The organism is Micropruina sp., assembly GCF_047606665.1.
Lineage (GTDB): Bacteria > Actinomycetota > Actinomycetes > Propionibacteriales > Propionibacteriaceae > Micropruina.
Genome location: NZ_JASGEF010000068.1, coordinates 40,134 through 64,388, shown reverse-complemented (window position 1 = coordinate 64,388; position 24,255 = coordinate 40,134). Strand labels below are relative to the sequence as shown.

At 68.2% G+C, this 24,255-nt stretch carries 23 protein-coding genes, 1 tRNA gene and 1 pseudogene; 9 read left to right on the top strand and 16 right to left on the bottom strand.

What is annotated here, in order from left to right:
* Nucleotides 1-36: 36 nt before the first annotated feature.
* Complete coding sequence (locus QM619_RS16425; protein ID WP_415111257.1) at nucleotides 37-1,299, top strand: threonine/serine exporter family protein; 1,263 nt, start codon at nucleotides 37-39, stop codon at nucleotides 1,297-1,299.
* Between the two features lie 30 nt (nucleotides 1,300-1,329).
* The gene (gene lysS, locus QM619_RS16420) at nucleotides 1,330-2,835 is read left to right on the top strand and encodes a lysine--tRNA ligase (RefSeq protein ID WP_415111254.1); all 1,506 of its coding nucleotides are present in this window, start codon (nucleotides 1,330-1,332) and stop codon (nucleotides 2,833-2,835) included.
* Between the two features lie 24 nt (nucleotides 2,836-2,859).
* Here the strand turns inward: lysS and QM619_RS16415 are convergent, their stop codons facing one another.
* From QM619_RS16415 to QM619_RS16405, 3 genes are read right to left on the bottom strand one after another with little or no spacing between them, the layout of a single operon-like run.
* Complete coding sequence (locus QM619_RS16415; RefSeq protein ID WP_415111251.1) at nucleotides 2,860-3,021, bottom strand: hypothetical protein; 162 nt, start codon at nucleotides 3,019-3,021, stop codon at nucleotides 2,860-2,862.
* 42 nt (nucleotides 3,022-3,063) lie between these two features.
* Nucleotides 3,064-4,032 (bottom strand): GAF domain-containing protein, encoded by a 969-nt coding sequence (locus QM619_RS16410; RefSeq protein WP_415111248.1) that lies wholly within the window; start codon nucleotides 4,030-4,032, stop codon nucleotides 3,064-3,066.
* Nucleotides 4,033-4,066: 34 nt separating this feature from the next.
* Nucleotides 4,067-4,357 (bottom strand): cell division protein CrgA, encoded by a 291-nt coding sequence (locus QM619_RS16405; RefSeq protein ID WP_415111244.1) that lies wholly within the window; start codon nucleotides 4,355-4,357, stop codon nucleotides 4,067-4,069.
* A 72-nt stretch (nucleotides 4,358-4,429) separates the two neighbouring features.
* Between QM619_RS16405 and QM619_RS16400 the strand changes: the two genes are divergently transcribed.
* Nucleotides 4,430-5,191, top strand: coding sequence for a DUF881 domain-containing protein (locus tag QM619_RS16400; RefSeq protein WP_415111233.1), 762 nt, complete (start codon nucleotides 4,430-4,432; stop codon nucleotides 5,189-5,191).
* Nucleotides 5,192-5,313: 122 nt separating this feature from the next.
* Nucleotides 5,314-5,946, top strand: coding sequence for an aminodeoxychorismate/anthranilate synthase component II (locus tag QM619_RS16395; protein WP_415111230.1), 633 nt, complete (start codon nucleotides 5,314-5,316; stop codon nucleotides 5,944-5,946).
* A 74-nt stretch (nucleotides 5,947-6,020) separates the two neighbouring features.
* Here the strand turns inward: QM619_RS16395 and pknB are convergent, their stop codons facing one another.
* From pknB to QM619_RS16365, 6 genes and pseudogenes are all read right to left on the bottom strand, one after another.
* Nucleotides 6,021-7,814 (bottom strand): Stk1 family PASTA domain-containing Ser/Thr kinase, encoded by a 1,794-nt coding sequence (pknB, locus tag QM619_RS16390; protein ID WP_415111227.1) that lies wholly within the window; start codon nucleotides 7,812-7,814, stop codon nucleotides 6,021-6,023.
* Nucleotides 7,815-7,868: 54 nt separating this feature from the next.
* Nucleotides 7,869-9,284: a peptidoglycan D,D-transpeptidase FtsI family protein gene (locus QM619_RS16385; protein ID WP_415111224.1), complete on the bottom strand. Its 1,416-nt coding sequence runs from the start codon at nucleotides 9,282-9,284 to the stop codon at nucleotides 7,869-7,871.
* A gap of 245 nt (nucleotides 9,285-9,529) precedes the next feature.
* A pseudogene (locus QM619_RS16380) lies at nucleotides 9,530-10,873 on the bottom strand (FtsW/RodA/SpoVE family cell cycle protein); the annotation flags it as partial.
* A 2-nt stretch (nucleotides 10,874-10,875) separates the two neighbouring features.
* On the bottom strand, nucleotides 10,876-12,249 hold the full coding sequence (locus tag QM619_RS16375; RefSeq protein ID WP_415111221.1) for a protein phosphatase 2C domain-containing protein: 1,374 nt from the start codon (nucleotides 12,247-12,249) through the stop codon (nucleotides 10,876-10,878).
* A gap of 2 nt (nucleotides 12,250-12,251) precedes the next feature.
* Complete coding sequence (locus QM619_RS16370) at nucleotides 12,252-12,731, bottom strand: FHA domain-containing protein (RefSeq protein ID WP_415111219.1); 480 nt, start codon at nucleotides 12,729-12,731, stop codon at nucleotides 12,252-12,254.
* On the bottom strand, nucleotides 12,724-13,434 hold the full coding sequence (locus tag QM619_RS16365; protein ID WP_415111216.1) for an FhaA domain-containing protein: 711 nt from the start codon (nucleotides 13,432-13,434) through the stop codon (nucleotides 12,724-12,726). The genes QM619_RS16370 and QM619_RS16365 overlap by 8 nt, the downstream gene beginning before the upstream one ends.
* 144 nt (nucleotides 13,435-13,578) lie before the next feature.
* Here QM619_RS16365 and QM619_RS16360 point away from each other — a divergent pair.
* A tRNA-Leu gene (locus QM619_RS16360) sits at nucleotides 13,579-13,661 on the top strand.
* Nucleotides 13,662-13,792: 131 nt separating this feature from the next.
* Here QM619_RS16360 and QM619_RS16355 read toward each other — a convergent pair.
* Nucleotides 13,793-15,049 carry an ATP-binding protein gene (locus QM619_RS16355; protein ID WP_415111213.1) on the bottom strand — a complete coding sequence of 419 codons (1,257 nt, stop codon included), beginning with the start codon at nucleotides 15,047-15,049 and terminating at the stop codon, nucleotides 13,793-13,795.
* Between the two features lie 140 nt (nucleotides 15,050-15,189).
* On the opposite strand from QM619_RS16355, the gene QM619_RS16350 reads away from it, so the two are divergent.
* Entirely contained in the window at nucleotides 15,190-15,888 is a 699-nt protein-coding gene (locus QM619_RS16350; RefSeq protein WP_415111210.1) for a hypothetical protein, read from the top strand.
* Nucleotides 15,889-16,064: 176 nt separating this feature from the next.
* Nucleotides 16,065-16,580, top strand: coding sequence for an RES domain-containing protein (locus QM619_RS16345; protein ID WP_415111207.1), 516 nt, complete (start codon nucleotides 16,065-16,067; stop codon nucleotides 16,578-16,580).
* A 135-nt stretch (nucleotides 16,581-16,715) separates the two neighbouring features.
* Here the strand turns inward: QM619_RS16345 and QM619_RS16340 are convergent, their stop codons facing one another.
* From QM619_RS16340 to QM619_RS16330, 3 genes are all read right to left on the bottom strand, one after another.
* A complete protein-coding gene (locus tag QM619_RS16340) occupies nucleotides 16,716-17,018 on the bottom strand; it encodes an addiction module antidote protein (protein ID WP_415111204.1) in 303 nt (100 codons plus the stop codon).
* Nucleotides 17,019-17,342: 324 nt separating this feature from the next.
* A complete protein-coding gene (locus QM619_RS16335) occupies nucleotides 17,343-17,711 on the bottom strand; it encodes an HAD family hydrolase (RefSeq protein ID WP_415111302.1) in 369 nt (122 codons plus the stop codon).
* Nucleotides 17,608-18,045: a hypothetical protein gene (locus QM619_RS16330; RefSeq protein WP_415111308.1), complete on the bottom strand. Its 438-nt coding sequence runs from the start codon at nucleotides 18,043-18,045 to the stop codon at nucleotides 17,608-17,610. Before QM619_RS16330 ends, QM619_RS16335 begins: the two co-directional genes overlap by 104 nt.
* Before the next feature lie 167 nt (nucleotides 18,046-18,212).
* Here QM619_RS16330 and QM619_RS16325 point away from each other — a divergent pair, with 167 nt between their 5' ends.
* Together QM619_RS16325 and QM619_RS16320 are read left to right on the top strand one after the other, a co-directional pair.
* Nucleotides 18,213-18,704: a helix-turn-helix domain-containing protein gene (locus QM619_RS16325; protein WP_415111201.1), complete on the top strand. Its 492-nt coding sequence runs from the start codon at nucleotides 18,213-18,215 to the stop codon at nucleotides 18,702-18,704.
* Between the two features lie 150 nt (nucleotides 18,705-18,854).
* Entirely contained in the window at nucleotides 18,855-19,364 is a 510-nt protein-coding gene (locus QM619_RS16320) for a VOC family protein (RefSeq protein ID WP_415111198.1), read from the top strand.
* A 22-nt stretch (nucleotides 19,365-19,386) separates the two neighbouring features.
* On the opposite strand, the gene QM619_RS16315 is transcribed toward QM619_RS16320, so the two are convergent.
* The 3 genes from QM619_RS16315 to QM619_RS16305 form a co-directional block, all read right to left on the bottom strand.
* Nucleotides 19,387-20,715: an FAD-dependent oxidoreductase gene (locus QM619_RS16315; RefSeq protein WP_415111195.1), complete on the bottom strand. Its 1,329-nt coding sequence runs from the start codon at nucleotides 20,713-20,715 to the stop codon at nucleotides 19,387-19,389.
* Nucleotides 20,716-20,993: 278 nt separating this feature from the next.
* Nucleotides 20,994-22,505 carry an FGGY-family carbohydrate kinase gene (locus QM619_RS16310; protein ID WP_415111192.1) on the bottom strand — a complete coding sequence of 504 codons (1,512 nt, stop codon included), beginning with the start codon at nucleotides 22,503-22,505 and terminating at the stop codon, nucleotides 20,994-20,996.
* Nucleotides 22,502-24,142, bottom strand: coding sequence for a glycerol-3-phosphate dehydrogenase/oxidase (locus QM619_RS16305; protein ID WP_415111189.1), 1,641 nt, complete (start codon nucleotides 24,140-24,142; stop codon nucleotides 22,502-22,504). The genes QM619_RS16310 and QM619_RS16305 overlap by 4 nt, the downstream gene beginning before the upstream one ends.
* Nucleotides 24,143-24,255 lie beyond the last annotated feature (113 nt).

Genomic DNA, 24,255 nt, shown 5'->3' with positions numbered 1-24,255 from the left:
GTGCCCGAGTGAGCGCCGAGAGGGTTCACTGACACCATGACAACCGCGCCGCCGCCAGTGTTGGGCGGAGTTGAGCCCGCCGGAACCGACGAGGCGCTGGTGCTCGGACGACTCGGCGCGCTGCTGCTGGACGCCGGCACCTCGGTGACCGACGTACGCGACACCTTGGACGACATCCGCGCGGCCGAACTGCCGCAGGACATCAGCATCGGCGTGCTGCCCGACCTGGTGATCGTCACCCGGCGCACCACCGGCGCCGCGATGCTCATGCCGCGAGCCGAGAGCGAGTTGTCGTTCCGGCAATCCGGACGGGTCGGCCGGCTGGTCCGCGAGCTGCGCGACGGGCTCACGCCGTTGTCGCAGGCCGATGCCCGGATGGAGGAGATCCGCGCCGAGGTCGCCGGTCATCCGGTGGCCCGTTGGGCATTCGGCAGCGTGCTGTCCGCCGGTGGCCTGGCGGTGCTGTTCCGTTGCCCGTGGTGGGCGATCCTGGTCAGCCTGGTGATCGGTGGCCTGGTCGGGTTGCTGATCGTGCTGCTGCAACGGGTCCGCGGCGCCACCGCGCTGGCACCGTTCCTGGCCAGCCTGTTCTCCACGGCGCTGTTGGGGCTGGCGGCCACCCGGCTGGAACTGGGCTCAGTGCCACTGTTGGCCGTCTGCGCACCGATCGCCGTGCTGGTTCCGGGGGCGCTGATCACCAACGGGCTGCTCGAACTCACCGCGACCGACATCCTGACCGGTTCGGCAAGACTGGTCTACGGCGTTGTCGTGCTGGCTTTCATGGCGGCGGGCATCGCGGCGGGTGCGAATCTCACCGGGCTGCATCTGGACGCCGGCTCGGCCGCACTGGTCGGCGATGTCCCGGGGTTGGCCACGGACGCCACCGGCTGGGGTGCGTTGCCGCCGCTGTGGGTGTCCTGGGTGGGCATCGTGGTGCTGGGCATCGGCGTCGGGCTCGCCTTCGCCGCCGGAGGTGCGCTGACCGGGCTGATCGTGGGGGTGATGGCGCTTACCTACACCCTGCTCGTCCTGCTCACCCCGCCGCTGGGCGGCATCGTGGCGACCGGCGCGACGTCCTGCGTGGTGTTGCTGCTGGCCCGCATTCTGGAAAAGCGCGAGGCGGGCATCCCGACCATGGTGTCGTTCCTGCCCGCCTTTCTGCTGCTGGTGCCCGGCTCGGTCGCCCTGGTGGCGCTCACCGTCGCCGACGCGCGGGCGCTCACGACGGCCATGGCCACCTTCGCCAGCCTGTGCATCGGCACCAAGCTCGGCTCGGTGCTGGGCGATCTGCTGCGCTGACCGGTCGCCCGCGCTCGCTACAATCCTGCGGTGACCACGCCCGACGATGACGCTGCCCTGCCCGAACAGCTCCGCCTGCGCCGCGAGAAGCGCGCCCGGCTGATCGAGGCCGGCAACGACCCGTACGCGATCAGCGTGGACCGAACCCATTCCGCCCCCGAGGTGCACGCCCAGTGGGGCCATCTCGCCACCGGTGAGGAAACCTCCGACGTGGTCGGCGTCGGCGGCCGGGTGGTGTTCGTCCGCAACACCGGCAAGCTCTGTTTCGCCACCCTGCAGGACGGCTTCACCGCGTCCGATTCAGGCACCCGGCTGCAGGTGATGATCTCGCTCGCCGAGGTGGGCGAGCAGCGTCTGGCCGATTGGAAGGCGGACGTCGACCTCGGCGATTTCGTCTTCGTCAAGGGCCGGGTGATCTCGTCGCGGCGCGGCGAACTGTCGGTGCTGGCCACCGAGTGGCGGATGGCGTCCAAGGCGCTGCGTCCGCTGCCGACCCTGCACAAGGACCTCGGCGAGGAGACCCGGGTGCGGCAGCGCTACGTTGACCTGGTGGCCCGCCAGGAGGCCCGCGACATGGTGCGCACCCGCGCCGCGATCGTCGGCTCGATCCGGCAGACCCTGCGCGACCAGGGCTATCTGGAGGTGGAGACCCCGATCCTGCAGCTGGTGCACGGCGGCGCGGCGGCGCGTCCGTTCCACACCCGGCTGAACGCCTTCGACATCCCGATGACGCTCCGGATCGCGATCGAGCTCTACCTGAAGCGGGCCATCGTCGGCGGCGTCGACCGGGTCTACGAGATGGGCCGGATCTTCCGCAACGAGGGCGTGGACTCCTCGCACTCACCCGAGTTCACCATGCTCGAGGCGTACCAGTCCTGGGGCGACCAGTTCACCATCGCGGCGATGACTCGCGACCTGATCGTGAACGCCGCTGCCGAACTCGGCGTCGAATCGGTGCGGACGCCGGCCGGCGAGGTACAGCTGACCGGCGAATGGGCCTGGCTGAGCGTCTATCCGGGCTTGTCGGACGCCGTGGGCGAGGAGATCACCCCGGACACCACCCTGGAGCGGCTACGCAGCATCGCGGACGCCCGCGGCATCGAGTACGACCCGGCCTGGACCGACCAGAAGCTGGTGATGGAGCTGTTCGCCGAGATCGTCGAACCGACCCTGGTGCAGCCCACCTTCGTCCACGGCTACCCGGCGATCGCTCAGCCGCTGGCCCGGAACAACCCCGACGATCCCCGGCTGGTCGAGGCCTGGGACCTGATCATCGGCGGCGTCGAGCGCGGCACCGGCTTCTCCGAGCTTATCGACCCGGTGATCCAGCGGGACGTCCTGGTCGCCCAATCGCTGAAGGCCGCCGCGGGCGACCCCGAGGCCATGCAGCTGGACGAGGACTTCCTGCGTGCCCTGGAGTTCGGTGCCCCGCCGATGGGCGGCATGGGGCTCGGCATCGACCGCACGATCATGATGTTCACCGGTGCCGGCATCCGCGAGACGATCCTGTTCCCGCTGCTCAAGCCCCAGGGCTGAGCGCGGGCGCGGCGACGCGCTCGATCAGCCGCGCAGATCCCCATGCGTCGTGCCGTCCGTTCGGGTGTTGGTCGCCCGTTCCGCGTGGGCGATCTGGGACGGCGTCAACTGCACGGTCTTGGTCTGGGCATCCATCTTCTGCACCACGTAGCTGCGAATGGTGCTGTCGATTCGCTTGATGACCATGACCCTAGTATGGCTCGCCGCACCGACAGATGACGAGCGGATTCAGGCATCCGTTTCGATGCGGAGCAGGGCGACGTAGACCCGTGCCATCCGTTCGCTCGAGGCGGACATCGCGAAGAGCACATCGTCGGAATCGAAGTCGGGCGGCGGCGTGGTGGTCGAGTGGATGCTGAGCACGCCGATGCTGCGCCCCGCCGCGTTCATGATCGGGACGGCTGCCACGGCCGTGATCGGCATGCCTGCGGGTTCGCCGCTGACGAAGGCACCGGTCAGCCAGGCGGTCCCCACTGTGCCCTCGCCCGGTTTCCAGGATCGTCCGCGCTTTCCGACCGGACCGTCGATCCTGGACAGCAGGCCGTTCGAATCCTGCACGTAGGCGTGGGCCGCGTCCGCGCCTGGGATCCGACTCGTCAGTTCGTCGAGTTGGGATCGGACCACCCAATCGACCAGGTCGACGTAGGCCCGATCCACCTCTTCCTGCGGCAGGCTCGCGTCCGCGGGGTTCGGTTCGGGGAGTTGGCCGTCGGAAATGACGTGAGGCCGGGCAGACATCGGCACTGCGCCGGTGAGGTGGAACTGGGTGCCGAACTGTCCGGGGCCGACCGGGCCTCCGGCCTGGAGGATCTGCGTCTGCGACTGGCGGGCGGACGCATCGACCCGCAGCAATGTGGCTCGGGCCTCTTCGGTCACCCGCTTTGCCTCGGTCACCGCGCGCTTCAACGTGATCACCCCCGCGACACTGGCCTCCGAGAGGGTGCCCCACAGCACCAGCACCACCCCGAGAAGCCAGGCGAGGACGACCGGATCGGTGAGTTGGACCGCGCGACAGACCTCGACCGGGGTGTCCTTGGCGGCACCGCCGAGCTCCTGACCACAGATCCGCGGAACCCAGAGCAGCCAGATCAGGCCACCAAGGCTGAGAGCGAGGGCGATGAGGTAACGAAGGTTGGTCGCGACCCAGCCGCGGTCGTCGTCGGTCTCGTCGGACTGCTTGGACGACCGTGGCGGCATGGCGGGACTATAGCCGCCAGCCCTGGCGAGGAACCTACTTCCAGAGGGTGGCGATGCCGAACGCGGCCGCCATGCAGCCCATGCCGATCAGCACGTTCCAGCCGCCCAGATCGCTCATGAACGGGATCAGGTGGCCGCCGATGTAGTACACCACCAGCCACAGCACGCCCAGCAGGCCGACGGTGATGAAGGTCGGCGGCACCCAACGACGGCTGCCCGGAGCGGCCACCTTGCGTTGACGCCTCTTGCGCGTTTCGGACGCCGCTTCGGCGGACTCCTGCTTCTTCTTGTTCGCAGCCTGCTTGCGAATCCTGGACTCCGGCATGAGGGCTACCTTACCGGCCTCACTCGCGACCGGCCGAACCCGCCTGGTGACGAAGGTCCTACACTCGCGGATGTGAAGCGGCAATGGATGCGGGCCTGGGCACGGCTGCGCCGGGCGTCCAAACGTGCCGTCGAGATCCGGCTGGGCCAGCGGATCGCTAGCATCGCGGTCTGTGTGCTGGCCGGCTTCATGATCGCCACCAGCGCCATCAACGCCGGCGGCACCGATCTGCGGCCCAACCGGAACACCGATCTAGCCGGGTTGATCCAGTCCGAGTCGAAGCGCAACGCCGAACTGACCGAGCGGATCGCGAAGCTGCGCCGCGACGTGGACGCGCTCACCAAGACTGACGGCGGCGGGGTCAATGAGCAACAGCTGCGGGCGGCGTCCGAGGTGGCCGCCCAGACCTCGGTCAAGGGTCCCGCCGTGGTAGTGACGTTGGACGACGCCCGTTCCGACGTCCAGCCGCCGGGGGTGAGTCCCGAACTCCTCGTGGTGCACCAGCAGGACATTCAGGCGGTGGTGAACGCGCTGTGGTCGGGCGGGGCCGAAGCGATGACCGTCCAGGGCCAGCGGGTGACCTCGCGCACCGGCGTGAAATGCGTCGGCAACTCGGTGGTGCTGCATGGTGTCCCGTATGCCCCGCCGTACGAGATCGCCGCCATCGGCGACACCGACCGGCTCGACCGGGCGCTGTCCGGCTCGGCCGCGGTGCAGATCTACCGGCAGTACGTGACGGCGTACGGGCTCGGCTACGGCCAGCGCATCGAGGCGTCCGTGACGATGCCTGCCTACCGTGGCAGCCTCGACATTCAGGCGAAGCGGATCGGCTGAACTGCGTGGTGCGTCGTCAGGGGCTTGATCCCGGATCTTGTCGGGGTCAGTGCTGGTCTAAGATCCCGGCGTTCGCCGGGATGACGAGATGCCGGGGTCGGGGATCGGCGACAATAGTGCCTATGGCGCGCATCCTAGTGATCGACAACTACGATTCCTTCGTCTACAACCTGGTCCAGTACCTGGCCCAGCTGGGGGCCGAGGTGGACGTCTGGCGCAACGACGACCTGCGCTTCGACACCCCTGACTGGGCGGACGGCTACGACGGCGTGTTGATCTCGCCGGGGCCGGGGACGCCGGAGTCGGCGGGCGTCTGCATCGACGTGGTGCGCTCACATGCCGGCAGGCTGCCGATCTTCGGAGTCTGCCTGGGGCTGCAGTCGATGGCGGTCGCCTTCGGCGGCGTGGTCGGACGCGCCCCCGAGCTGCTGCACGGCAAAACGTCAGAGGTGCTGCACAACGGGACCGGCGTATTCGCCGGCCTGCCCAGCCCGCTGACCACCACCCGCTATCACTCGCTGGCGCTCGACCCGGCCACCGTGCCCGACGAGTTGGAAGTGACCGCGACCACGGCGTCCGGGGTGATCATGGCGGTGCGGCACCGCAGCCTGCCGGTCGAGTCGGTGCAGTTCCACCCCGAGTCGGTGCTCACTGAGGGCGGCTACCAGATGCTTGCGAACTGGCTCGCGGTCTGCGGGGACGCCGGCGCGCCGGCCCGTGCCAAGGGACTCACCCCGCTGATGGCGCTGCGCTGACCGTCGACTTCGCCGGTCGAGCCGGTCGAGTCCAGGACGCAGGCTTCGATGCACTCCACTCTCAAGCCTGGTGACTACGGGGTTTCCTCGTCGCTGCTGCCTTTGCTCTCGCCTGGGTTGGGCGACGGCGATTCCGACTCGGGCACCGGGGCCTTGGCCAGCACCAGCTGAATCTTCTGGCTGCGTTTGATCTCTTCACCGGACTGCGGGTTCTGCTTGAACACCTTGCCTTCTTCGGCCTGGTCGGTCTCTTCCTCGGTGAAGGTGACGGTGAAACCCTCGCGGTCGGCCTGGGCCTGCGCGGCGGCTTTGTTGAGACCGTTGAAGTTCGGGACGATGCCGGTGCCGGGGGAGAAGTACAGGGTGATCAAGGTGTCCAGGGTCACCGTCACGCCGCCACCGGGGTTCGTACTGGTCACGGTGTTCGCCTTCTTGTCGGTGCTGCTGGCGTCCGGCGTGCGCTTCACGTTGCTGAAGCCGAGACCGGTCAACTTCGTTTCGGCCTCCGAGACCGACATTCCGACCAGGTCGGTCGGAATGGTCGCCTTCTTCGGGCCGACATTGACCTCAATGGTGACCGATGTGCCGACGGGCACCTTCACTCCGGCCGGCGGATCCTGGCCGATAACCCGTCCGACCGTTTCGTCGTCCGCGCCGACGATGGGGGAGACGATCACCTGCAACTGGGCCTCGGTCAACTGCTGTTCGGCCCAGTCCTGGCTGCGCTGGCTGACGTTGGGCACCTCCACCTGCGCCACGCGGGCGTCCGGGTTGAAGTACAGATAGGTTCCGTAGCCCAAGCCGAGCACCAGCAGGAACGCCAGAACTCCCCAGATCCAGGCCTTGCGGCTCGGTCGCGGTTCCTCGATCGCCCGCTGCGGAATGGTGGCCGTGTCGGGGTGTTCGAGAGCGGCCGTCGATGCCGCCGGGCTCGGCGTCGCCGGTGGCCTGAGCATCTCGGTCGCCGCCAGCACACTCGTCGGGGCCGGTTCCGGCAGCGGCGCGACGGCGTGGACGGCCTGCCCGGCCAGCAGCCGGTTGATGTCGTCGCGCATCTCGGACGCCGTCTGGTAGCGCTGGCCGGAGTCCTTGGCGAGCGCCTTCAGCACGATGGCGTCCATCTCGGGGGTGACTTGCGAGTCGAGCTGGCTGGGCGCCACGGGGTGCTCGCGGACGTGCTGGTAGACCACCGACACCGGCGAGTCGCCCCGGAACGGCGGACGTCCGACCAGCAGCTCGTAGAGCAGGCAGCCGGCTGAGTAGATGTCGGAGCGGGCATCCACCGTCTCGCCGCGGGCCTGTTCGGGGGACAGGTATTGGGCGGTGCCGATCACCGCCGCCGTCTGGGTCATGGTGGCCGAGGTGTCGGCGACGGCGCGGGCGATGCCGAAGTCCATCACCTTGATCCGGCCGGCGCTGGTCAGCATCACATTGGCCGGTTTGATGTCGCGATGCACGATGCCGGCCCGATGCGAATAGGCCAGAGCGTCCATGACGCCGGCGGTGAACTCCAACGCCCGCTCGGGCAGGATCTTGTCGCCGTCGCGGAGCAGCTCGCGCAGGGTGTGGCCCTCGACGAGCTCCATCACGATGTACGGCACCGACACCCCGGAGGCCGGATCCTGTTCTTCGCCGGTGTCGTAGACGGCGACGATATTGGGATGGTTGAGCCCGGCCGAAGCCTGCGCCTCGCGCCGGAAGCGGGCCTGGAAGGTCGGGTCGCCGGCCAGGTCGGTGCGCAGCAGTTTGACCGCCACCTGTCGGCCGAGCCGGATGTCGCGAGCGCGGCGCACCTGTGCCATACCGCCTCGGCCCAGCAGCGGACCGAGTTCGTAGCGCCCGCCGAGCATCCTGGGTTCGTCACCCATTCCGTTGTCTCCTCGTCGTCGGATTGTTCATTCTCGCCGAGGACGCCGCCGGGGTCACCGGAGCGCCTCGATCACGGACTTCGCGATCGGCGCCGCGACTCGCCCGCCGGCCACATCGGTGGCCTCCATTTCGGCGTCCTGGACGAAGACACAGACGGCCACGTTCGGGTCCTCCGCCCAGGCGATGAACCAGGCGTATGGCGTCCGGACGTTGTCGGAGTTGGCGGTTCCGGTCTTGCCGCCGACCGTGACACCGGAGATCTTCGCCCGCCAGCCGGTGCCGTTGTTCACCACGTCGACCATCATCTGCCGCAGCTTGGCCGCATTGGACGAACTGGTCGCCAGTCGCAGCTGAGACGGCCGGGTCTGGCTGAGCAGTTGCAGATCGGCCGAACGGACCGATTCGACCAGGTAGGGCTGCATCACGACGCCGTCGTTGCGGACGGCGGCCGCCACCATCGCCATCTGCAGCGGGGTGGCCGCTACGTCGAATCCGCCGATCGAGGCCAGCCCAGTCTGCGGAGTGTCGATCTCGTCGGGGAACCGGCTGGCTGCCGAGCCGATGTCGGACAGCGGCTTGATGCCAAAGCCGAATTTCTCGGCCTGATCGCGCAGCGCGTCCGCGCCGAGCTTCACGCCGAGCCGGGCGAACGCCGAGTTGCACGACGAGACCAGCGCCTGGCGCAGCGTCGCCTGGTTGCCGCAGGTGGTGTCGATCGTCGTCTTGGTTCCCGGCAGCGTGTAGGACGAACTGTCGAGTTCGCTGTCGGGCTCGTAGCCGGCCTCCAGGGCGGCGGCGGAGACGATCACCTTGAACGTCGAGCCGGGCGGGAAGATCTCCCGTGTGGCCCGGTTCGACATCGGCTTGGCGCTGTCCTTGGTGAGCGAGTTCCAGGCCTTCTGCGAGTTGCCGAGATTGTGTGTGGCGAGCGTGTTGGGGTCGAAGGTCGGCGACGACACCATCGCCAGGATCGCCCCGGTCTTCGGGTTCAGCGCGACCACGGCGCCCTTCTTGTCGCCGAGCGCGTTGGCGGCAGCCCGCTGGGCCTTCGCGTTCAGAGTCGTCTGGATGCTGGCACCCTTCGGCTTCGCCCCGGTGGCCAGATCGATCAGCCGGTTGACGAACTGCGAGCTGTCGCTGCCGGAGAGCTGCGGACCGTAGGAGTTCTCCAGTTCGGATGCGCCGAACAGGTAGGAGAAGTAGCCGGTGATCGGCGCGTACAGCTCGCCCTGCGGGTAGCGCCGCTGGAATTTGAACTGGTCCTTCGAGGCGACGGTCTCGGCGACCGCGGTGTTGCCGACCATGATCGCGCCGCGATCCTGGGCGAAGGCGGCGTCGGTGACCCGGCGGTTCTGCGCCTGCGCGTTGAGCGAGTCCTGGCGGACCAGATAGCTGACGCACATGTTCACCAGCAAAGCGAGGGTCATCAGCATCGACACTAGGGCGACGCGGCGGATCGGACGGTTCATGGCAGCCTCCCGCCCGGCCGGACATCGTCATCGGACGCCGGGACGCCGCCCGTCGGGATCGCGGTGGTGGGTTCGTCGGGTCCAGTCGGTGCCGGGATCGCGGTGGTGGGTTCGTCGGCGCTCACCGGCGTCCGGACCGGCGCAGTGGGCGCGTCGACGCTCACCGGCGTGCCGGCCGGGCCCTGAACCGGGCTCGGGGCCGGCCGGGGGTCGACCGGACGGCTGGGCACGGCGATCATCTGGGTGGTGTCATGAGCCAGCGACTGCAACGGCTCCTCGGCCGGCGGCGCCGGACGCCGCACCCGGTGAGTGACCACCATGAGCAGGGCGATCATCGCGTAGTTGGCGATCAGCGACGAGCCGCCCTGGGAGACGAACGGGGTGGTCAGGCCGGTCAGCGGCAGCAGCCGGGTGACGCCGCCGATGATCGCGAACACCTGCAGTGCGAACACGAACGACAGACCGGCGGCGAGCAGCTTGCTGAACGGTTCGGACGCGGTCAGCGCGGCCCGCAGGCCACGCATCACGATCACCCCGTACAGGACGATGACCGCCATCAGTCCGGCCACGCCCAACTCTTCGCCGAGCGCCGCGGCGATGAAGTCGTTCTTGGCCAGCGGGGTCAGGTTCGGGCGTCCCAGACCGAGGCCGGTGCCGAACAGGCCGCCCCAGGCCATCCCGAACTGGCCCTGGATGATCTGGTAGTTCCGATCCCAGTCGGAGAGCGGGTCGAGCCAGGCCGCGACCCGGGTCTGGACGTGCGTATAGCTGAGCCAGCCGACGAAGGCACCCCCCCAGAACAGCAGTGTGCCCAGGATCGGCCAGCTGGGCCGTTCGGTGGCCACGTACAGCATCATCACGAACAAGCCGAAGAACAGCAGCGAGGTGCCCAGGTCCTTCTGGTAGACCAGCACCGCCAGGCTGGTCAGCCACATGATCGTGATCGGGCCGAGGTCGCGCGGACGGGGCAGGTCGATGCCGACGAAGCGGGCGCCGGCCAGCGCCAGGACGTCCTTCTTCTCGACCAGGTAGGACGCGAACGCGATGGTCAGCACGATCTTGGCCAACTCGGCGGGCTGAAAGCTGTAAGGGCCGACCTTGATCCAGATTCGGGCGCCGTGGTTCTCGAAGCCGATTACCGGCAGCAGCGGCATCAGCAGGATGATCAGGCCGGCCAGGAACGTCAGGTAGGGGAACCGCTGCAGCACCTGATGGTCGCGCAGCACGAACAGCACCACGGCGAACACCGCCAGTGAGATCGCCAGCCAGGTCAGCTGAAGTTCGGCCGAATGGGTCCGTTCGGTGCCGCCCAGGTCGAGCCGGTGGATCATCAGCAGACCCAGGCCGTTCAGCAGATACACCAGCGGAAACAACAGCGGGTCTGCGTAGGGGAGGCGCCAGCGGATCACCACGTGCGCGGCCAGGCCCAGCAGCAGGTACAGCGCCGGCGTCCGGTACCAGTTGTCCGGCAGCTCGCCGAGCGCGTTGAGGTCGACCAGCACGTAGCCGCCGACGGCGAGACCCATTCCCATGATGAGCATCACCAGTTCGACACCGCGCCGCTTGCGGAAGACGACGACTTCGCCCATGGTCAACAGTCCTCGGGGGCCTTGGGGGTGGGCTCGGCGCTGGGCGACGAGTTGGCGGACGGCGAGGCGCCGGGGCTTGGCGATGTGGTGGCCGAAACGGACGGGCTGACGGCCGGATTCGGTGGTTTGGGTGCTGTGGTGGTGCGGGCACGGTCCTCGCGTTGGGCGATGCAATGCTGGGCGATCACCCGCAGCTCTTCGGTGGCGGTGTTGGCGGCGTCCAGGTCGGGCACCACGATCGCTGCACGCACCTTCTCTTGGTAGAACAGCGGCAGGTCGCTGACGTGGGTGTTGTGCACCTGCAGAACGGTGCTCAGGTTGATGCCGAACACCCGGTCGGGGACGCCGCGGAAGACCGCCACCTGATCGTCGGAGTCGCCCACGAAGTACTTGGTCTGAGTGAAGGAGTACCAGCCGAAGACGCCGCCGCCCAGCACCAGCAGCGGCAGCACGATGCCGAGCACCACTTTCACCCAGGCGGACGCCCGCCCGCGGGTGGTCGGCTGGTAGCGGGCCTGTTCGGCTCGTTCTTCGGCCTGCGGATCGGCGGGCTCGGCGCCTTCGGTCGGCAATGGACGGGTGTCTTCGGCCTCGTCCGGGGCCATCTCGGTGTCGATCTCGGCTGCGGCGCCCAGAACCATGGTCGGGCCGGGGACGCCGTCCTCGACCACGTCGGCCAGGATGATGGTGATGTTGTCGAGTCCGCCCTCGTCGTAGGCGATCTTGATCAGCTGCTCCACCACCTGATCGGGATCGGTGCCGCCGACCAGCTTCTCGATGGCGGCGTCGGTGACCATGCCGCACAGCCCGTCGGAGCAGATCAGGTAGCGGTCGCCGGCCTTGACGTCGCTCATCTCCAGGTCGGGCTGGTGGTTCGGCTGGCCGTTGAGCACCTTCAGGATCAGCGAGCGGTGCGGGTGGAGCAGCGCCTCGGCCTCGGTGATCCGTCCGTCGTCGACCAGCGACTGCACCCAGGAATGGTCGCGGGTGATCCGTTCGAAGTGGCCGTCGCGCAGCCGGTAGGCGCGGGAGTCGCCGATGTTGGCGACGGCGAGCCGCTCGCCGTCGAACAGCAGGCCGCAGACGGTGGTGCCCATGCCGTCCAGAGACGGGTCGTGCGCGACCAGGTCGCGGATTCGCTCGTTGGCGTGCGCGATCGCCCCGGCGACGACCTCCAGCATGTCGGTGCCGCCGAGGTCGCCGTCCGATTCGCGCAGCTCGCCGATCGCCACGGCGGACGCCAGGTCGCCGGCAGCCGCGCCGCCCATGCCGTCGGCCACCATCAGCATGGTGGGGGAGACGTAGGCCGAATCCTGGTTGTTCTTGCGGACCAGGCCGATCTCGGACCGGGCCACGTAGGACAACGTGAGCGTCATGGCTACTTCTCCACCACCATCAGCGTGCGGCCGATGCGCAGGGTGTCGGCGGTGCCGAACGGGGTCGCGGTGGTGATCCGTTCGTTGTTGACGTAGGTGCCATTGGTCGAGCCGAGGTCCTCGACGACATAGCCGGTGTCGGTGCGGACGATCTGGGCGTGGCGGGTGGAGACATAGTCGTCGTCCAGGATCAGCTGGCAGTCGGCGGCCCGGCCGATCTTGACGGTCTCGCCGAGCGGCAGGGTCAGCCCCTCCTGCTTGCCGTGCGAGACGCGCAGCTGGCTCGGCAGCTTCTTGGCCGGACGGGAGGCGCGCCGCTTCTGCTTCTTCAGCTCACGCACCGGCTGCAGTTCGCCGGCCTCGTTGGTGGCCAGCTTGCGGCCGAACATGTCGGTGCGGATCACGTTGCCCACGAAGAGGACGAACAGCCACAGCAGCGCCAGGAAGAGCAGCTTCAGCGCGAGGACGACGAGGTCAGACATTGGAACTCGGTGAGGTGATCGACATGCGGGTGGATCCGATCTCGATCCGGCTGCCCGCGCCGAGGGGGGCGTGCCGGACGCGTTGGCCGTCGATCACGATGCCGTTGGTGGAGCCCAGGTCCTCGATGGCGATCAGCTGGCTGTCGCCGTCGCCCTGGACGACGATCCGGGCGTGCTTGCGGGAGATGCCGGGGTCGTTGATCCGCAGATCGGCCTCGGTGCCGCGTCCGATCACCAGGCCGGGCGGACTCAGCGGGTGCCGGACGCCGTTCACTTCGAGAACCAGTGCGGCCCGCCGGATCTGGGTCGCGGAGGCGTCCGAACCGTCGACGCCGGCGACCGCCGCGCTGCGGACGGTGAAGCGTCCGGTGGGCAGGCTGGCGTCCAGTTGGTAGTCGATGGTGACCGGGCCGTTGAAGATGTAGCCCTTGCTCGCCGCGTACTCGTTGAGCTGCGGAATCACCTCGGAGTTCAGCATCTTGGAGTAGGGCGCCAGCCGATCGTGGTCGTGCCGGGACAACTGGACGGTGAAATCATTGGGGACCAGTCGGCGCTCGCGGGTGAGCAGCTTGGCCTCCGCGTCCAACTCGCGCTGCAACCGGGCGGTGATCTCGACCGGCTGGACGTCGCCCTTGAACGCGCGCGCGAAGACGCCGTTCACGGCGCCCTCAAGTTTCTTCTCGACGCGATCGAAGACTCCCATGCGCACAGAGTAGTGGAACCCCCTGAGCGAGGCTTGCGGTGGCCGGGGTGGTCTGGAGTGCGAGTCGAGGCCGAGATCGGACGCCGGTGGTCAGGACGGTGCCTCGCGCTGTGCTACTCTCTTCCGGGTCGCTTCGAGCGGCACGCGCGAGTGGCGGAATGGCAGACGCGCACGGTTCAGGTCCGTGTGTCCGAAAGGACGTGGAGGTTCAACTCCTCTCTCGCGCACTTTGGTGTGTTCGGCAGTTGACAAGCCGAAACGCCTCCTGACAAGCATTTTCACACCTGGCCCGGCGGGGCCAGGTGTGGTCTATTGGGTCATCTAACATCCGAGGGGGCGATCGTTGCGGCTGCGGGGCTCAGTGGTCCCACAGGGTTGCGATCGGCAGTGCCCAGAGCCGGTCGCCGAACGGCAGCGAGCGCTCTCCGGTGTGCAGGACAATGCCGGCGATGAATCGCTCACCGAGCCGTTCACGGAGATACTGCAAACCCTTGAAGTCTCCTGCGCGGGGACTCGACGACGTCTTGACTTCGATCCCCACGATGTCGCGGCGCCGGTCTTCGAGGACGATGTCGACCTCTCGGCTGTGGTCGTCGCGATAGTGGAACATACGGGTCGACTTCGCCGACCATGCGCGCTGTTTCGCGAGTTCGCCGAGCACGAATCCCTCGACGAGTCCGCCGGTGAGCGGGGATGACACGGTCCTTTCGAGCCCATTGACGTCGACGCCAACGAGGTGCGCCGCGAGGCCGGTATCGGTGAGGGCGACCTTCGGCGTGGCCACCGCCCGGTTCGCGATGTTGTTCGACCAGCCGGGGATCACCCGGACGAGGAATACGCTGCGGAGCGCCTGCAGGTATGCCGGGATCGATCGCTCCGGGACGTTGATCTCGCGGCCGATGCGGGCGGCGACGAACTCCCCGGAGTTGCGCGCCGCGATGACCGTGAGCAGCGTCTCGAGCCGATCGGGATACAGGATCCCGGTGATGTCGGTGGAGTCCTTTGCCAGCAGGCGCTCGGTGTAGCCGAACAGCCATCGCTCCCGTGCGCGGTCTGTGCGGTCTCGTAGCTCGGGGAACGTGGGAGTGGTCGCGAGTTCGAGGTAGTCGCGGCGGGTGATCCCGTGGCGGTCATTCGGTGTGTCGATGGAGGGCAACGACCACACGAAGGAGGCGAAGTCGGCGGTGCGCCCCGCGAGTTCGTCGCGGCTGAAGCCCTCCAGCGGGATGGTCTGTGCCCGGCCGGCGAGCGATTCCTGCGCGCCACGAAGGGAGAGGAGGTCCGCGGATCCCGTGACGAGGAAGCGGCCCGGTCTCCGGTCGCGGTCGACGGACGCCTTCAGCGAGGTCAGCAGCTCCGGTACCCGCTGTACCTCGTCGATGGCGAGGAGGCCTTGCGGGTACTGGGAGGCGAACCCGTCTGGGTCGGCCTCGGCTGCGCTTCGGTCGCCGAGATCATCGAGGTTGAGCACTCGAGCATCGCGATCCTGGACGAGCTGGTGTAGGAGTGTGCTCTTGCCTACCTGTCGGGCCCCGCTGATCACGGCGATCGGGGAGTCGGCCAGCGTCTCCTCCGCCAGCGGGGTGGCGTTGCGGCGCAGGAGCTCATCAGCCATGGCCCAAGCCTACGCGGCGGTCGCGGATTTCCCCGGACCTCATCGCGGATTCCCCCGAACAGGTTTGCAGATTCCCACGACCTGGGTTGGGCGTGTCGGCCGTGTTACCTTGTTTAACTTGTCAAGCATATTCTTGGGTCATGTCGATCAAGACCCAATTCTCCGCGGGGCGCTCGAGGCGCGCCGCCGGCAGGCGCCATCGCCGGAGCGTCGTCACCGGGAAGCCCGCCAGGGCCGCCGACAAGCGGGCGAAGATGATTCCTGGCCGCGACCAGAAGGGTGCGTTGGCGCAGGGTGAGTCGGTCGAGTTCGCTGTTGTGCTCGAAGGCGTGCTGGCTACCGTCCCCGCGGAGGCGCGGAAGGGTTTCGTCCGGTCGATCGTCGATGAGTCGGGGGACGCCCTCGACCCCACCTTGTGGGGGCGCGCGCCGGATCGGGTGGAGCGTAAGGAGGCGGCGCTGGCCAATCTGCGCGCTCAATATGAGGCGAGGCGCCGGGTTCTCGAGGCATCCCTGACCCGCGGAGAGGCTGCCGAGCTGCTGGAGGTGTCCGAGCAGGCGATCCTGGACCGGCTTCGGACCGGCGATGTGATCGGTTTGAAGAAGGGCCGAGAGTGGCGGCTACCCGTGTGGCAGTTCAGCCCGGACGCCGAACGCGGTGTGCTTCCCGGCCTCGCCCGGCTGGGGGAAGCGTTCCCAGGCGGTGTCGTCTCGATGACCAACTGGGCCACGCGGCGCCATCCCGATCTGGGTGGAGCGACACCGGCGGATCGGCTTGCTGCCGGTCAGGTCGAGGACGTGATAAAGGCCGCGCGCATCGGGACAGCCGCCGCGTGGTAGCCCCGCTACCGACAGCGAGACGTCCCCTCACGGGTGGTCGTGGCTGGACCTGGCAATGGCGGACCCCGACAGGGCGTCGGCCATGGCGTTGGTGTCGGATCTACCACCGTTCAGACCACACCCCGGACGGCATCGCTCACCGCAGCTATGGGCCCTTGCACCGGCTTGATCATCACGTGCCGACCGTCGACGGCCAGTCGCAGCTGTCGTCCGAGGCCCGGTCGGTGCTGTATGTGGCCGCCAATCTGATCACCGCGTTCGGTGAGGTCTTCGGAGACTATCCGGAGGCCTGGGTCTGTCCGAGCTATCGGATTGCCCTGGTCCGACCGGTCGCGCCGTTGCGAGTGCTCGATCTCCGAGGGCAAGGCGCAGCCATGCGGATCGGCGCTCTGCCGTCTCTGGCCATCGGTGACTACCCAAGGGCCAGAACTCAGGAATGGGCCCGTGCGATCTACGAGGATCAGCCTGTGGCCGGCGAGAGGGTTCGTGGTGTCTACTGCAACGCAGCACACACCAACGGCCCGGCCCTTGCCCTTTGGGACACGGCCGGTGATATCGACAACGTCCGGGACCGCCGCGGTATACCTCAGGATCTCGCGCTCACCGACCCAAGGATCTGGCCACGGATAGTAGCCGCCGCAACCAGGTTGCGGATAAGCGCAGACCTCCAAGACAGATGCTCGTGCTCGTAGCGGTGAAGGGGCCTTCTGTCATGCTCTCTCCCAATGGGCGAAGGACCGTCCTCGTGGCGCGCATCGGCGCGACCTGCGTATTGCTTCTGTACTTGTCGTGGCATCGGGTCGGCGAGTGGGTTTTGCGTCGTGAGGTTACGCCACCGGATGGAGGGTGAGGCGTAGCCCGAGTGCGTTGGTGACCTTGAGCACCGTAGACCAGGTCGGGTTTCCTTCGGCGGAGAGGGCCTTGTAGAGGCCATCCCTGCTCATGCCGACGCGTCGGGCGAGTTCGCTCATGTTCCGCGAGCGTGCGATGACGCCGAGTGCGCGGGGCACCGCTGTCGGATCGTCCGCCGATTCTTCCAGGGCGATCTCCAGGTAGGCAGCGACGTCGTCGATGCCGTCGAGGTAGTCGGCCGGGTTGAACGACGTGTACTTCTCGGTCTTGCTAGTCATCATCCATCCTCCTCCGAGTGCCAATCAGCAGCGAGCTGGTGTGCCCTGTCAATGTCTGCCTGCTGTGTTGATTTGTCGCCGCCGCACAGCAGGAGAATGAGAGTGTCGCGTCGTGAGGACTTCCACCATGTGTCGACTATAGCTGACACTGGTGTCGCGTTGGAAGGATCTGTCGGCGTGGCCGGGCGCTCGTCGGATGGATACTGATCGCCGTGAGTTGGATCGCATGGTAGACGCACCGTCGGACGGCCAGCTGGCCCTGCTCTTGGCTGATCTGGGAAACTGCCATCTGGATCGGATTGCCAGACCAAAGGCCTTTGTCGTTCAGCCTCGGCGGTAGTCGTCCCCGAACATCAGATCAGCCGCTTCCCACAGCGATCGGGCGATGCCTTCATCGGCGGAAGCTTCGTCCTGGCAGAGGTGGATAGCGTGCAGGCCGGCGGCACGGGCGCCCAGTACGTCCTTGACGCGGTCGTCCCCGACCATGACGGTCTGCGACGGTGCTGTCGCCAGACCCCCGCAGGCCAGCTCGAAGGCTCGTGCCTCCGGCTTGGCGCAGCCCAGTGTGGACGAGGCGAATACCCGTAGATCAGGCCTCAGCAGCCCGATCGCCGCCAGCTTCTCGCGCTGTTGGCCCTCGTCGCCGTTCGTCAGGACGCCAACGCGGCAGCCGCTGGCGAAGGCTCGGCCGATCAGCTCGGCGGCGCCGGGGAGCGCCCGCCAGTTCTGCCGGTAGTGGGGCGGCGTAGTCGTCGAACAACGCGTCGGCTCGTGCGTCGTCGATTCCCGCCAGAGCGGATGAGAAGGCGCGAACCCGACGGCGGCGCTGCTCCTGGAATGAGCACTCGCCGCGCTCGAACTGCGGGTAGTGCTGCGATTCCGCCTGTCGCCAGCGTGCGACCGAGTCTCCGTCGTCCGCCAGGCCGAGTTGCCGTGCCCAGGCGATCGCAGCACGGTCGGCGGCGCCGCGGTGATCGAGCAGGGTGCCGTCCAAGTCCAGCAACACTCCGCGTAGGTCGGCGATCACGTCTGGGATCGTCGCACGAAACCGCCAAGGAAGCGCTGATCTTCGTCGGTCGAGCTTGACGGCGAGACCCGACCTGCCACGTCGATCTGCCACGTCGATCCGCGTGTTCGTTTCGTTCGTTTGAGGGTGGGTGGTTGGTGGGCTGGCGGCCAGAGGAGGTGGTCAACGTGGCCCGAAATCAGGCAGCCGCCGACGCCAGGACGTTCTTCCCTGAGGGTGCCGAGGCGGAGATCGTGGACTTCGTCCAGGCGCTGGCCGAGCGTGGGATTCTCGCGCCGACATCGAAAGCGGCGCTGGTGGCGCCGGACAACAGTCGGATCGAGTTGCCCGAACCTCTGCACGCGGCGCTGGTGCAGGTTGCGGAGGCGTTGATGCAGGGGATGGCGGTGAGCGTGATCCCGCAGAGTGCCCGGCTGACGACGCAGCAGGCGGCTGAATTCCTGGGTGTCTCGCGTCCCACGCTGGTGCGTTTGCTTGAGCGGGGTGAAATCCCGATGTCCAAGCCAGGCCGGCATCGCTACGTGCAGTTGCAGGATCTGGTCGCATATCAGAGGCTGATGCAGGCCCGGCGCCGGGAGATCTTGGACACGATGGCACGGGAGGCTGCTGAAGCCGGGCTGTATGTGGCGACTGACGGCCCGCGTCCTGTGATGCGCTGATGGTGTCGTTCCTGCCTTCTTGGATGCCAGCGGTGGTGTGCCTTATCGCACAGTCCAGGCGGCGAGGAGGTCGGCCGCGCTGTAGGTGACATCGGCGCTTGCGGGTGCCTTGCCCGACGGGCTGACGGCGGCGAGCAATGCACTCTCGGTGTGCGGCACGCGCCTCCGATCGGCGCGGAGCCGGGCCAGGTCGCGGTCGGTGACGTGATCGGGCTCAACGAGGGCCAGGACGACCTCTACGGCGGCTACCGGGTGTACGAGGCGACGACGCCGCCTACCCTCGACGTGGTCGCGGTCTGCGTGACCCCCGACCTGAAGGCCGAGGCGTCCTACTTCCATCCCTTCGGCTTCACCGCGCCGTCCTACGACGACCCGTGGTGGATCGGGATGCGCGCCGGCGAACGGTCTGGCGTCCTGGGCATCCACTACGGCGAGCCGGCGCCGCGCGATGCCGAAGGCGGTCTTCGGCCGGACGGCGATCTGTTCGGGCCGCCGTACGACGTCCGGATCGGCTTCGAGACCGATGAGGCCCTAGACGAGTTGGCCTCACGCCTGGAGGCGGCCGGTGTGGAGCCCACCCGGACCTCTGACGAGGCCGGTCCGAAGCTGGTCCTCACCGACCCGGACGGGGAGTGGATCGAGATCCATCCCACGGCCTGAGGCATCCAGAAGGGTTCGTGCGTCAGCGGCGGGCGAAGGCCGGTGCATGCTCGGGCCGGACGCCGACCCCGATCAGGTAGGCGGGGATGGAGGTGAGCCACGGCAGCGCGCGCAGTACGGACGCCGCGGCCGGCGGCACCTCCAGCGGGTTGCCGCCGGAGAATCCCGAAAATCGCGTAGTCGATGGCCGAGAGCCGGGCGACACGCCGGCGGAGGGCAATCGAGTAGCGGGTTTTCGGGATCGTGTTGATCCGACCGGAGGAATCCGGTCAGGCTGGCCGCCTTCGAGCAAGGCATCGATGCCGCGATGCACCACCTGCTGTCCGGCTTGGGTGGCCCGCGCGGCGAACTCGCGACGGTGTTGGACGGCTTCGAGGTCGGCGTCGGCGAGCCGTCCCGCCAGCAGCGCGGCGGCCAGCAGCCGCGCGGCGGCCACGCCGTCTTGCACCGCCAGGTTCACGCCGACGCCGCCGGCCGGCGACATGGCGTGCGCGGCGTCCCCGATGCACAGCAGCCCCGGCGCCCACCAGCGCCGCAGCCGGTCGACCCGGACGTCCAGCAACTTGACCTGGTCCCACTCCAATCCGGACGCGGCGTCGGCCAGTTCGGGTGCCGCCGCGGCGATCGCCTCCCGGAACGCGTCCATGCCGGCCGCTCGCAACTCGGCGTCGCTGCCCTTGGGGATCAGCCGGGCCGCCTGCACGTAACCGCGCCGCGGAATCATCACGAAGACCGCGCCCGGTGCGGCGCGCGGTACCAGGCTGGAGCCCGCGACCTCGGTGGGCAGCCGGAACCACCAGGCGTCGAAATGCACCGGCAGCTCGATCAGCGGCAGCAGGGCGTCCGCCCGCACGTCGGACCGGCGTCCGTCGCAGCCGATCACCAGGTCGCTGAGAAGGTCGTGTTCGCCGTCCTCGTCACGGCATCGGACGCCGACCACCCGGCCTTCGGAGCGGAGCAATCCGATGAACTCGGTGCCCATCCGCAGCTCGAACGTCGGCTCGGACCGGCCCGCTTCGGCGAGCACATGAAGCAAGTCCCATTGCGGTGTCATGGCGATGTAGGGCCGGTTCAGCCGCAATCGGGTCAGGTCCGAGACCACCACGTCGCCGCCGCCTCGGACCGGCACCCGGACCTGTTCCAGCTTGCTGTGCGGCAGTTGGTCGAAGGCCGGACCGAGGCCCAACTCGTCCAGCAGGGTCAGGGTGCTGGGGTGGACGGTGTCGCCCCGGAAGTAGTCGTTGTGCCTTTCCAGGACGGTCACCCTCAGCCCGGCGCGGGCCAGCAACAGCCCGCACACCATGCCGGCCGGCCCGCCGCCGACCACGATCACACTGCCGGGACCACTCATACCGCCACGCTAGTCGGGCCCGATCGCCGCTGGTCGAGGCTGTCGAACCAGTCGCCCAGGGAGAGCTCGGTCGGCGAGAACCTGTCGGTCCGAGATCCCGTGTCAAGCACGGGATGACGAGACGCCAGCGAACGGCCGCGAAAGGGGTCTCGACTAGCTCGACCAGCAGTGGCCCGGTGACCAAAGGAACCGTCCCCGGTGACCAAGAGAACCGTCCCCGGCGTACCGGGGACGGTTCTCAGATCAGAGGTCTTGGCAAGCCTCGACCAGTGGCTAGCTCACTTCGCTGCTTGCTCCGCCCACCAGGGCTTTTGGGTGTCGACCAGGGCCATGAAGCGCTCGAAGCGCTCCTGCATCAGCTTGGTGCCCTCGGCGGTGGGTTCGACGGTGTTGGTCGTGGTGCCCATCGCCTCGGACGCCTCGGTCAGGTTCGCGAACCGTCCGATGCCGACCGCGGCCACCATCGCGACGCCGAGGGCGCCGCCCTCGCCGCCGACCGGGATCTGGATCGGCTTGCCCATGGTGTCGGCGAACAGCTGGGGCCAGATGTCCGACTGGGTCACGCCGCCGACCACCCGGATGTCCTCGACCGAGAACGCCTCGACCAGCGGGTCGCAGTGGATCCGGTGGTTGAAGGCGATGCCCTCGTAGATGCCGCGCAGCAGGTGTCCCCGCTTGTGCCAGGCCCGCAGGCCGGACACCGAGGCGGAGGCGTCGATGCCCATCGGGTTGCCGTACAGGAACGGCAGGAAGGTGACGGGATCCTCCAGGCCCACCTCGCCGACCTCCCGGTCGATGAAGCCGTAGGGATTCAGCCCGGCGTGCCGCGCGGCGTCCATCTCGACGGCGCACAGGGTGGTGACGAACCATTCCAGGTTGGCCGAGCTGGCCGGCGAGATAGACATGTTCATCCAGGTGTTGTGCTCGACGAACGCCCGGCAGAACCAGGTGTCGCCGGTCACCGGACGATCCGAGATCACCTCGTTGATGCTCCAGGTGCCGGCCATCACGGCCAGCTGACCCGGCTTCACCGCACCTGCGCCGATCGCGCCGCCGTCCACATCGTGCATGCCGGCGATCACCGGCAGCCCCTCGGGCAGGCCGGTCGCCAGGTGCGCCAGCCGGGTCACGCCGCCGACGATGTCGCCGGGTGCCGCGATCGGCGGCGCCTTGGCCTCGAGCTCCTCCAGTCCATACAGGACGAATGCCTCGGGCGAGTACTGCTGGGTGTGCACGTCGGTGAAGGCGGTGCTGGCCTCGGTCAGGTCGGTGCCGAACGAGCCGGTCAGCATGCCGCGCAGGAAGTCCTTCGCCGAGACGAACCAGCGCGCCTTCTCCAGCGACTCCGGCTCGTTCTCCTTCAGCCAGGCCAGGACCACGCCGGGGGACGCCGGACCCACCCGCTGGCCGGTCACTCGCAGCAGGTCGTCGCCGACGGTGGCGTTGAGCCGGGCCGCAGTCTGGATGGCGCGCGAGTCCAGCGAGAGGATGCCGGGGCGCACCTGGTCGCCGTTGGAGTCGATCAGCCAGGCGCCGTCGCCGTGGCAGCCGATGCCGACCACCGCGATGGTCTCGCCGGCGGCCTCGACCTGCTCGACCAGGCCGCGCAGCATCTTGCTGAACAACTCCCAGAAGTCGCGGCCGTCACGCTCCACCCAGTACGGCTTCGGCATGTCCTGAATGGACGCCTCCCGCGACTGGAAGCGCGGCTTTCCTGTGTCATCGAAGGCAACGGCCTTCATTCCGGTGAGGCCGAGGTCAACCCCGACGATCAGGCCCTGTCCGCTCATGCTTTCTGCTCCTTCTGCGGGATGAATCGGGTGAGGTAGTGGTGGTAGGCGGCGATCTCGGCGTCCCGGCGGTCGTCGGACCACTCCAGGACGCGGGCGCAGATCGCGGCGACCGGTTCGATCGCCGGGCGGCCCAGGTTGTTCTCCAGCGTGATCATGGTGCGCCGGGCGAGCACGTCGGCGAGCCGGTAGGCCTCCTCGTGGGTGATCGCCCACTCGACCTCGCCGGCAGTCAGGCCGAACGCCTCGTCGATCACCTCGCGGCGCTCGTCCGAGCTGGTGACGAAGGTCGCGACGTCCGGGGCGGCGCTGCCGTACTGGCCGGCGAACCGGTCGATGGTGACCTCCGGCAGGCCCGAATCGGCGATCCGGGCACGGATCTTGCCGGCGTCCGGTTGGCCGCCGCCGGGCAGCGGCAGGTTGTGGGTGACGCTCTTGCGCTTCAGCCCGAACCGCTTCATCAGCAGGTTGCCGACGTCTTCGCCGACCTGGCGGAAAGTGGTCAGCTTGCCGCCGACCAACGTGTACAGGCCGTCCGAGCCGGGGAGCTGCCGGATGTCGTGCCGGCGGGTGATGTCGGCGACGTTGTTGGCGTCCACGTAGGGCAGCGGACGCACCCCGGTGTAGGAGTAGTGGATGTCATCGACGGTGAGGTTCGCGCCGGGCAGCACCTTGTTGGTCTCGTACAGGATGTAGTCGTATTCGTCGGGGGTGGCGGACGCCATGTCGAGGTCGTCCTCGAACCGGATGTCGGTGCTGCCCAGCAGGTAGCGGCCCATCCAGGGGATGACCATCATCGGCCGGGCGTCCTCGGACTCGTAGTAGAAGGCGTCCTTGGGTGCGCCGGGGAACGGGTCGACCACCAGGTGGGTGCCCTTGGTGCCCCCGTTCATCCGGGGCAGCTTCAGCTCCGCGGCATTGCTCCAGACGTCGTCGATCCACGGCCCGGCCGCGTTCACCACCGCAGCCGTCGGGACGGTGTGGTCGCCGCCGCCGATCTCGTCATGGAAGTCGACCGAGACGACCTTGCCGTTGCTGACGTTCAGCCGGGTGACCCGGCAGTGGGTGAGCACCTGGGCGCCGGCCCGGATCGCGGCCTCGGCGATCTCCCAACTGAGCCGCTCGGCGTAATTCACCTGGGCGTCGGAGTAGATCGCTCCACCGGTCAGGCCGTTGGGGTTCAGCCCCGGCTCGCGGCGCAGCAGCTGATCGCGGGTGCACATCGAGAACCGCTGTAGCGATTTGTCGAAGCTCAGCGCCTCGTAGGCGACCATGCCCAGCCCGAGGATGGCGGGCGAGTGCGCGTTCGCCTTGTAGAACGGAATGATGAAGCGCAGTTCCTTCACCAGGTGCGGCGCCGCCTGCAGCAGCCACTCCCGCTCGCGCAGCGACTCGCGGACCAGCGGGACGTCGTACTTCTCCAGGTATTTCAGGCCGCCGTGGATCATCTTGCTCGACCACGAGGACGTGCCCGAGCCGATGTCGCCCTTCTCCAGCAGCAGCACCCGGAGACCGCGCAGGGCGGCGTCCCAGGCGATGCCGGCCCCGTTGACCCCGCCGCCGACGACGACGAGATCGAAACCGGAGCGGGTCTGATCAATACGTTCCGCACGGCGTTGGGTGGGACTCTGACTCACAGCTGCCTCCTCGCAGGTGAGGGTGTTGCTCGGACCCTAGGCCTCGCGGAGAGCGGGTGGCAAGAATCGTCTCGGCGTGGGAGTGCGCGCGGCTGGAGGGATGCGGGGCGACA

Excerpts from the sequence above, each read along its gene's own strand:
- QM619_RS16425 (WP_415111257.1), top strand. The coding sequence starts at position 37 with ATGACAACCGCGCCGCCGCCAGTGTTGGGCGGAGTTGAGCCCGCCGGA.
- QM619_RS16415 (WP_415111251.1), bottom strand. The coding sequence starts at position 3,021 with ATGGTCATCAAGCGAATCGACAGCACCATTCGCAGCTACGTGGTGCAG.
- QM619_RS16410 (WP_415111248.1), bottom strand. The coding sequence starts at position 4,032 with ATGCCGCCACGGTCGTCCAAGCAGTCCGACGAGACCGACGACGACCGC.
- QM619_RS16405 (WP_415111244.1), bottom strand. The coding sequence starts at position 4,357 with ATGCCGGAGTCCAGGATTCGCAAGCAGGCTGCGAACAAGAAGAAGCAG.
- QM619_RS16395 (WP_415111230.1), top strand. The coding sequence starts at position 5,314 with ATGGCGCGCATCCTAGTGATCGACAACTACGATTCCTTCGTCTACAAC.
- pknB (WP_415111227.1), bottom strand. The coding sequence starts at position 7,814 with ATGGGTGACGAACCCAGGATGCTCGGCGGGCGCTACGAACTCGGTCCG.
- QM619_RS16385 (WP_415111224.1), bottom strand. The coding sequence starts at position 9,284 with ATGAACCGTCCGATCCGCCGCGTCGCCCTAGTGTCGATGCTGATGACC.
- QM619_RS16375 (WP_415111221.1), bottom strand. The coding sequence starts at position 12,249 with ATGACGCTCACGTTGTCCTACGTGGCCCGGTCCGAGATCGGCCTGGTC.
- QM619_RS16370 (WP_415111219.1), bottom strand. The coding sequence starts at position 12,731 with ATGTCTGACCTCGTCGTCCTCGCGCTGAAGCTGCTCTTCCTGGCGCTG.
- QM619_RS16365 (WP_415111216.1), bottom strand. The coding sequence starts at position 13,434 with ATGGGAGTCTTCGATCGCGTCGAGAAGAAACTTGAGGGCGCCGTGAAC.
- QM619_RS16355 (WP_415111213.1), bottom strand. The coding sequence starts at position 15,049 with ATGGCTGATGAGCTCCTGCGCCGCAACGCCACCCCGCTGGCGGAGGAG.
- QM619_RS16350 (WP_415111210.1), top strand. The coding sequence starts at position 15,190 with ATGTCGATCAAGACCCAATTCTCCGCGGGGCGCTCGAGGCGCGCCGCC.
- QM619_RS16340 (WP_415111204.1), bottom strand. The coding sequence starts at position 17,018 with ATGACTAGCAAGACCGAGAAGTACACGTCGTTCAACCCGGCCGACTAC.
- QM619_RS16315 (WP_415111195.1), bottom strand. The coding sequence starts at position 20,715 with ATGAGTGGTCCCGGCAGTGTGATCGTGGTCGGCGGCGGGCCGGCCGGC.
- QM619_RS16310 (WP_415111192.1), bottom strand. The coding sequence starts at position 22,505 with ATGAGCGGACAGGGCCTGATCGTCGGGGTTGACCTCGGCCTCACCGGA.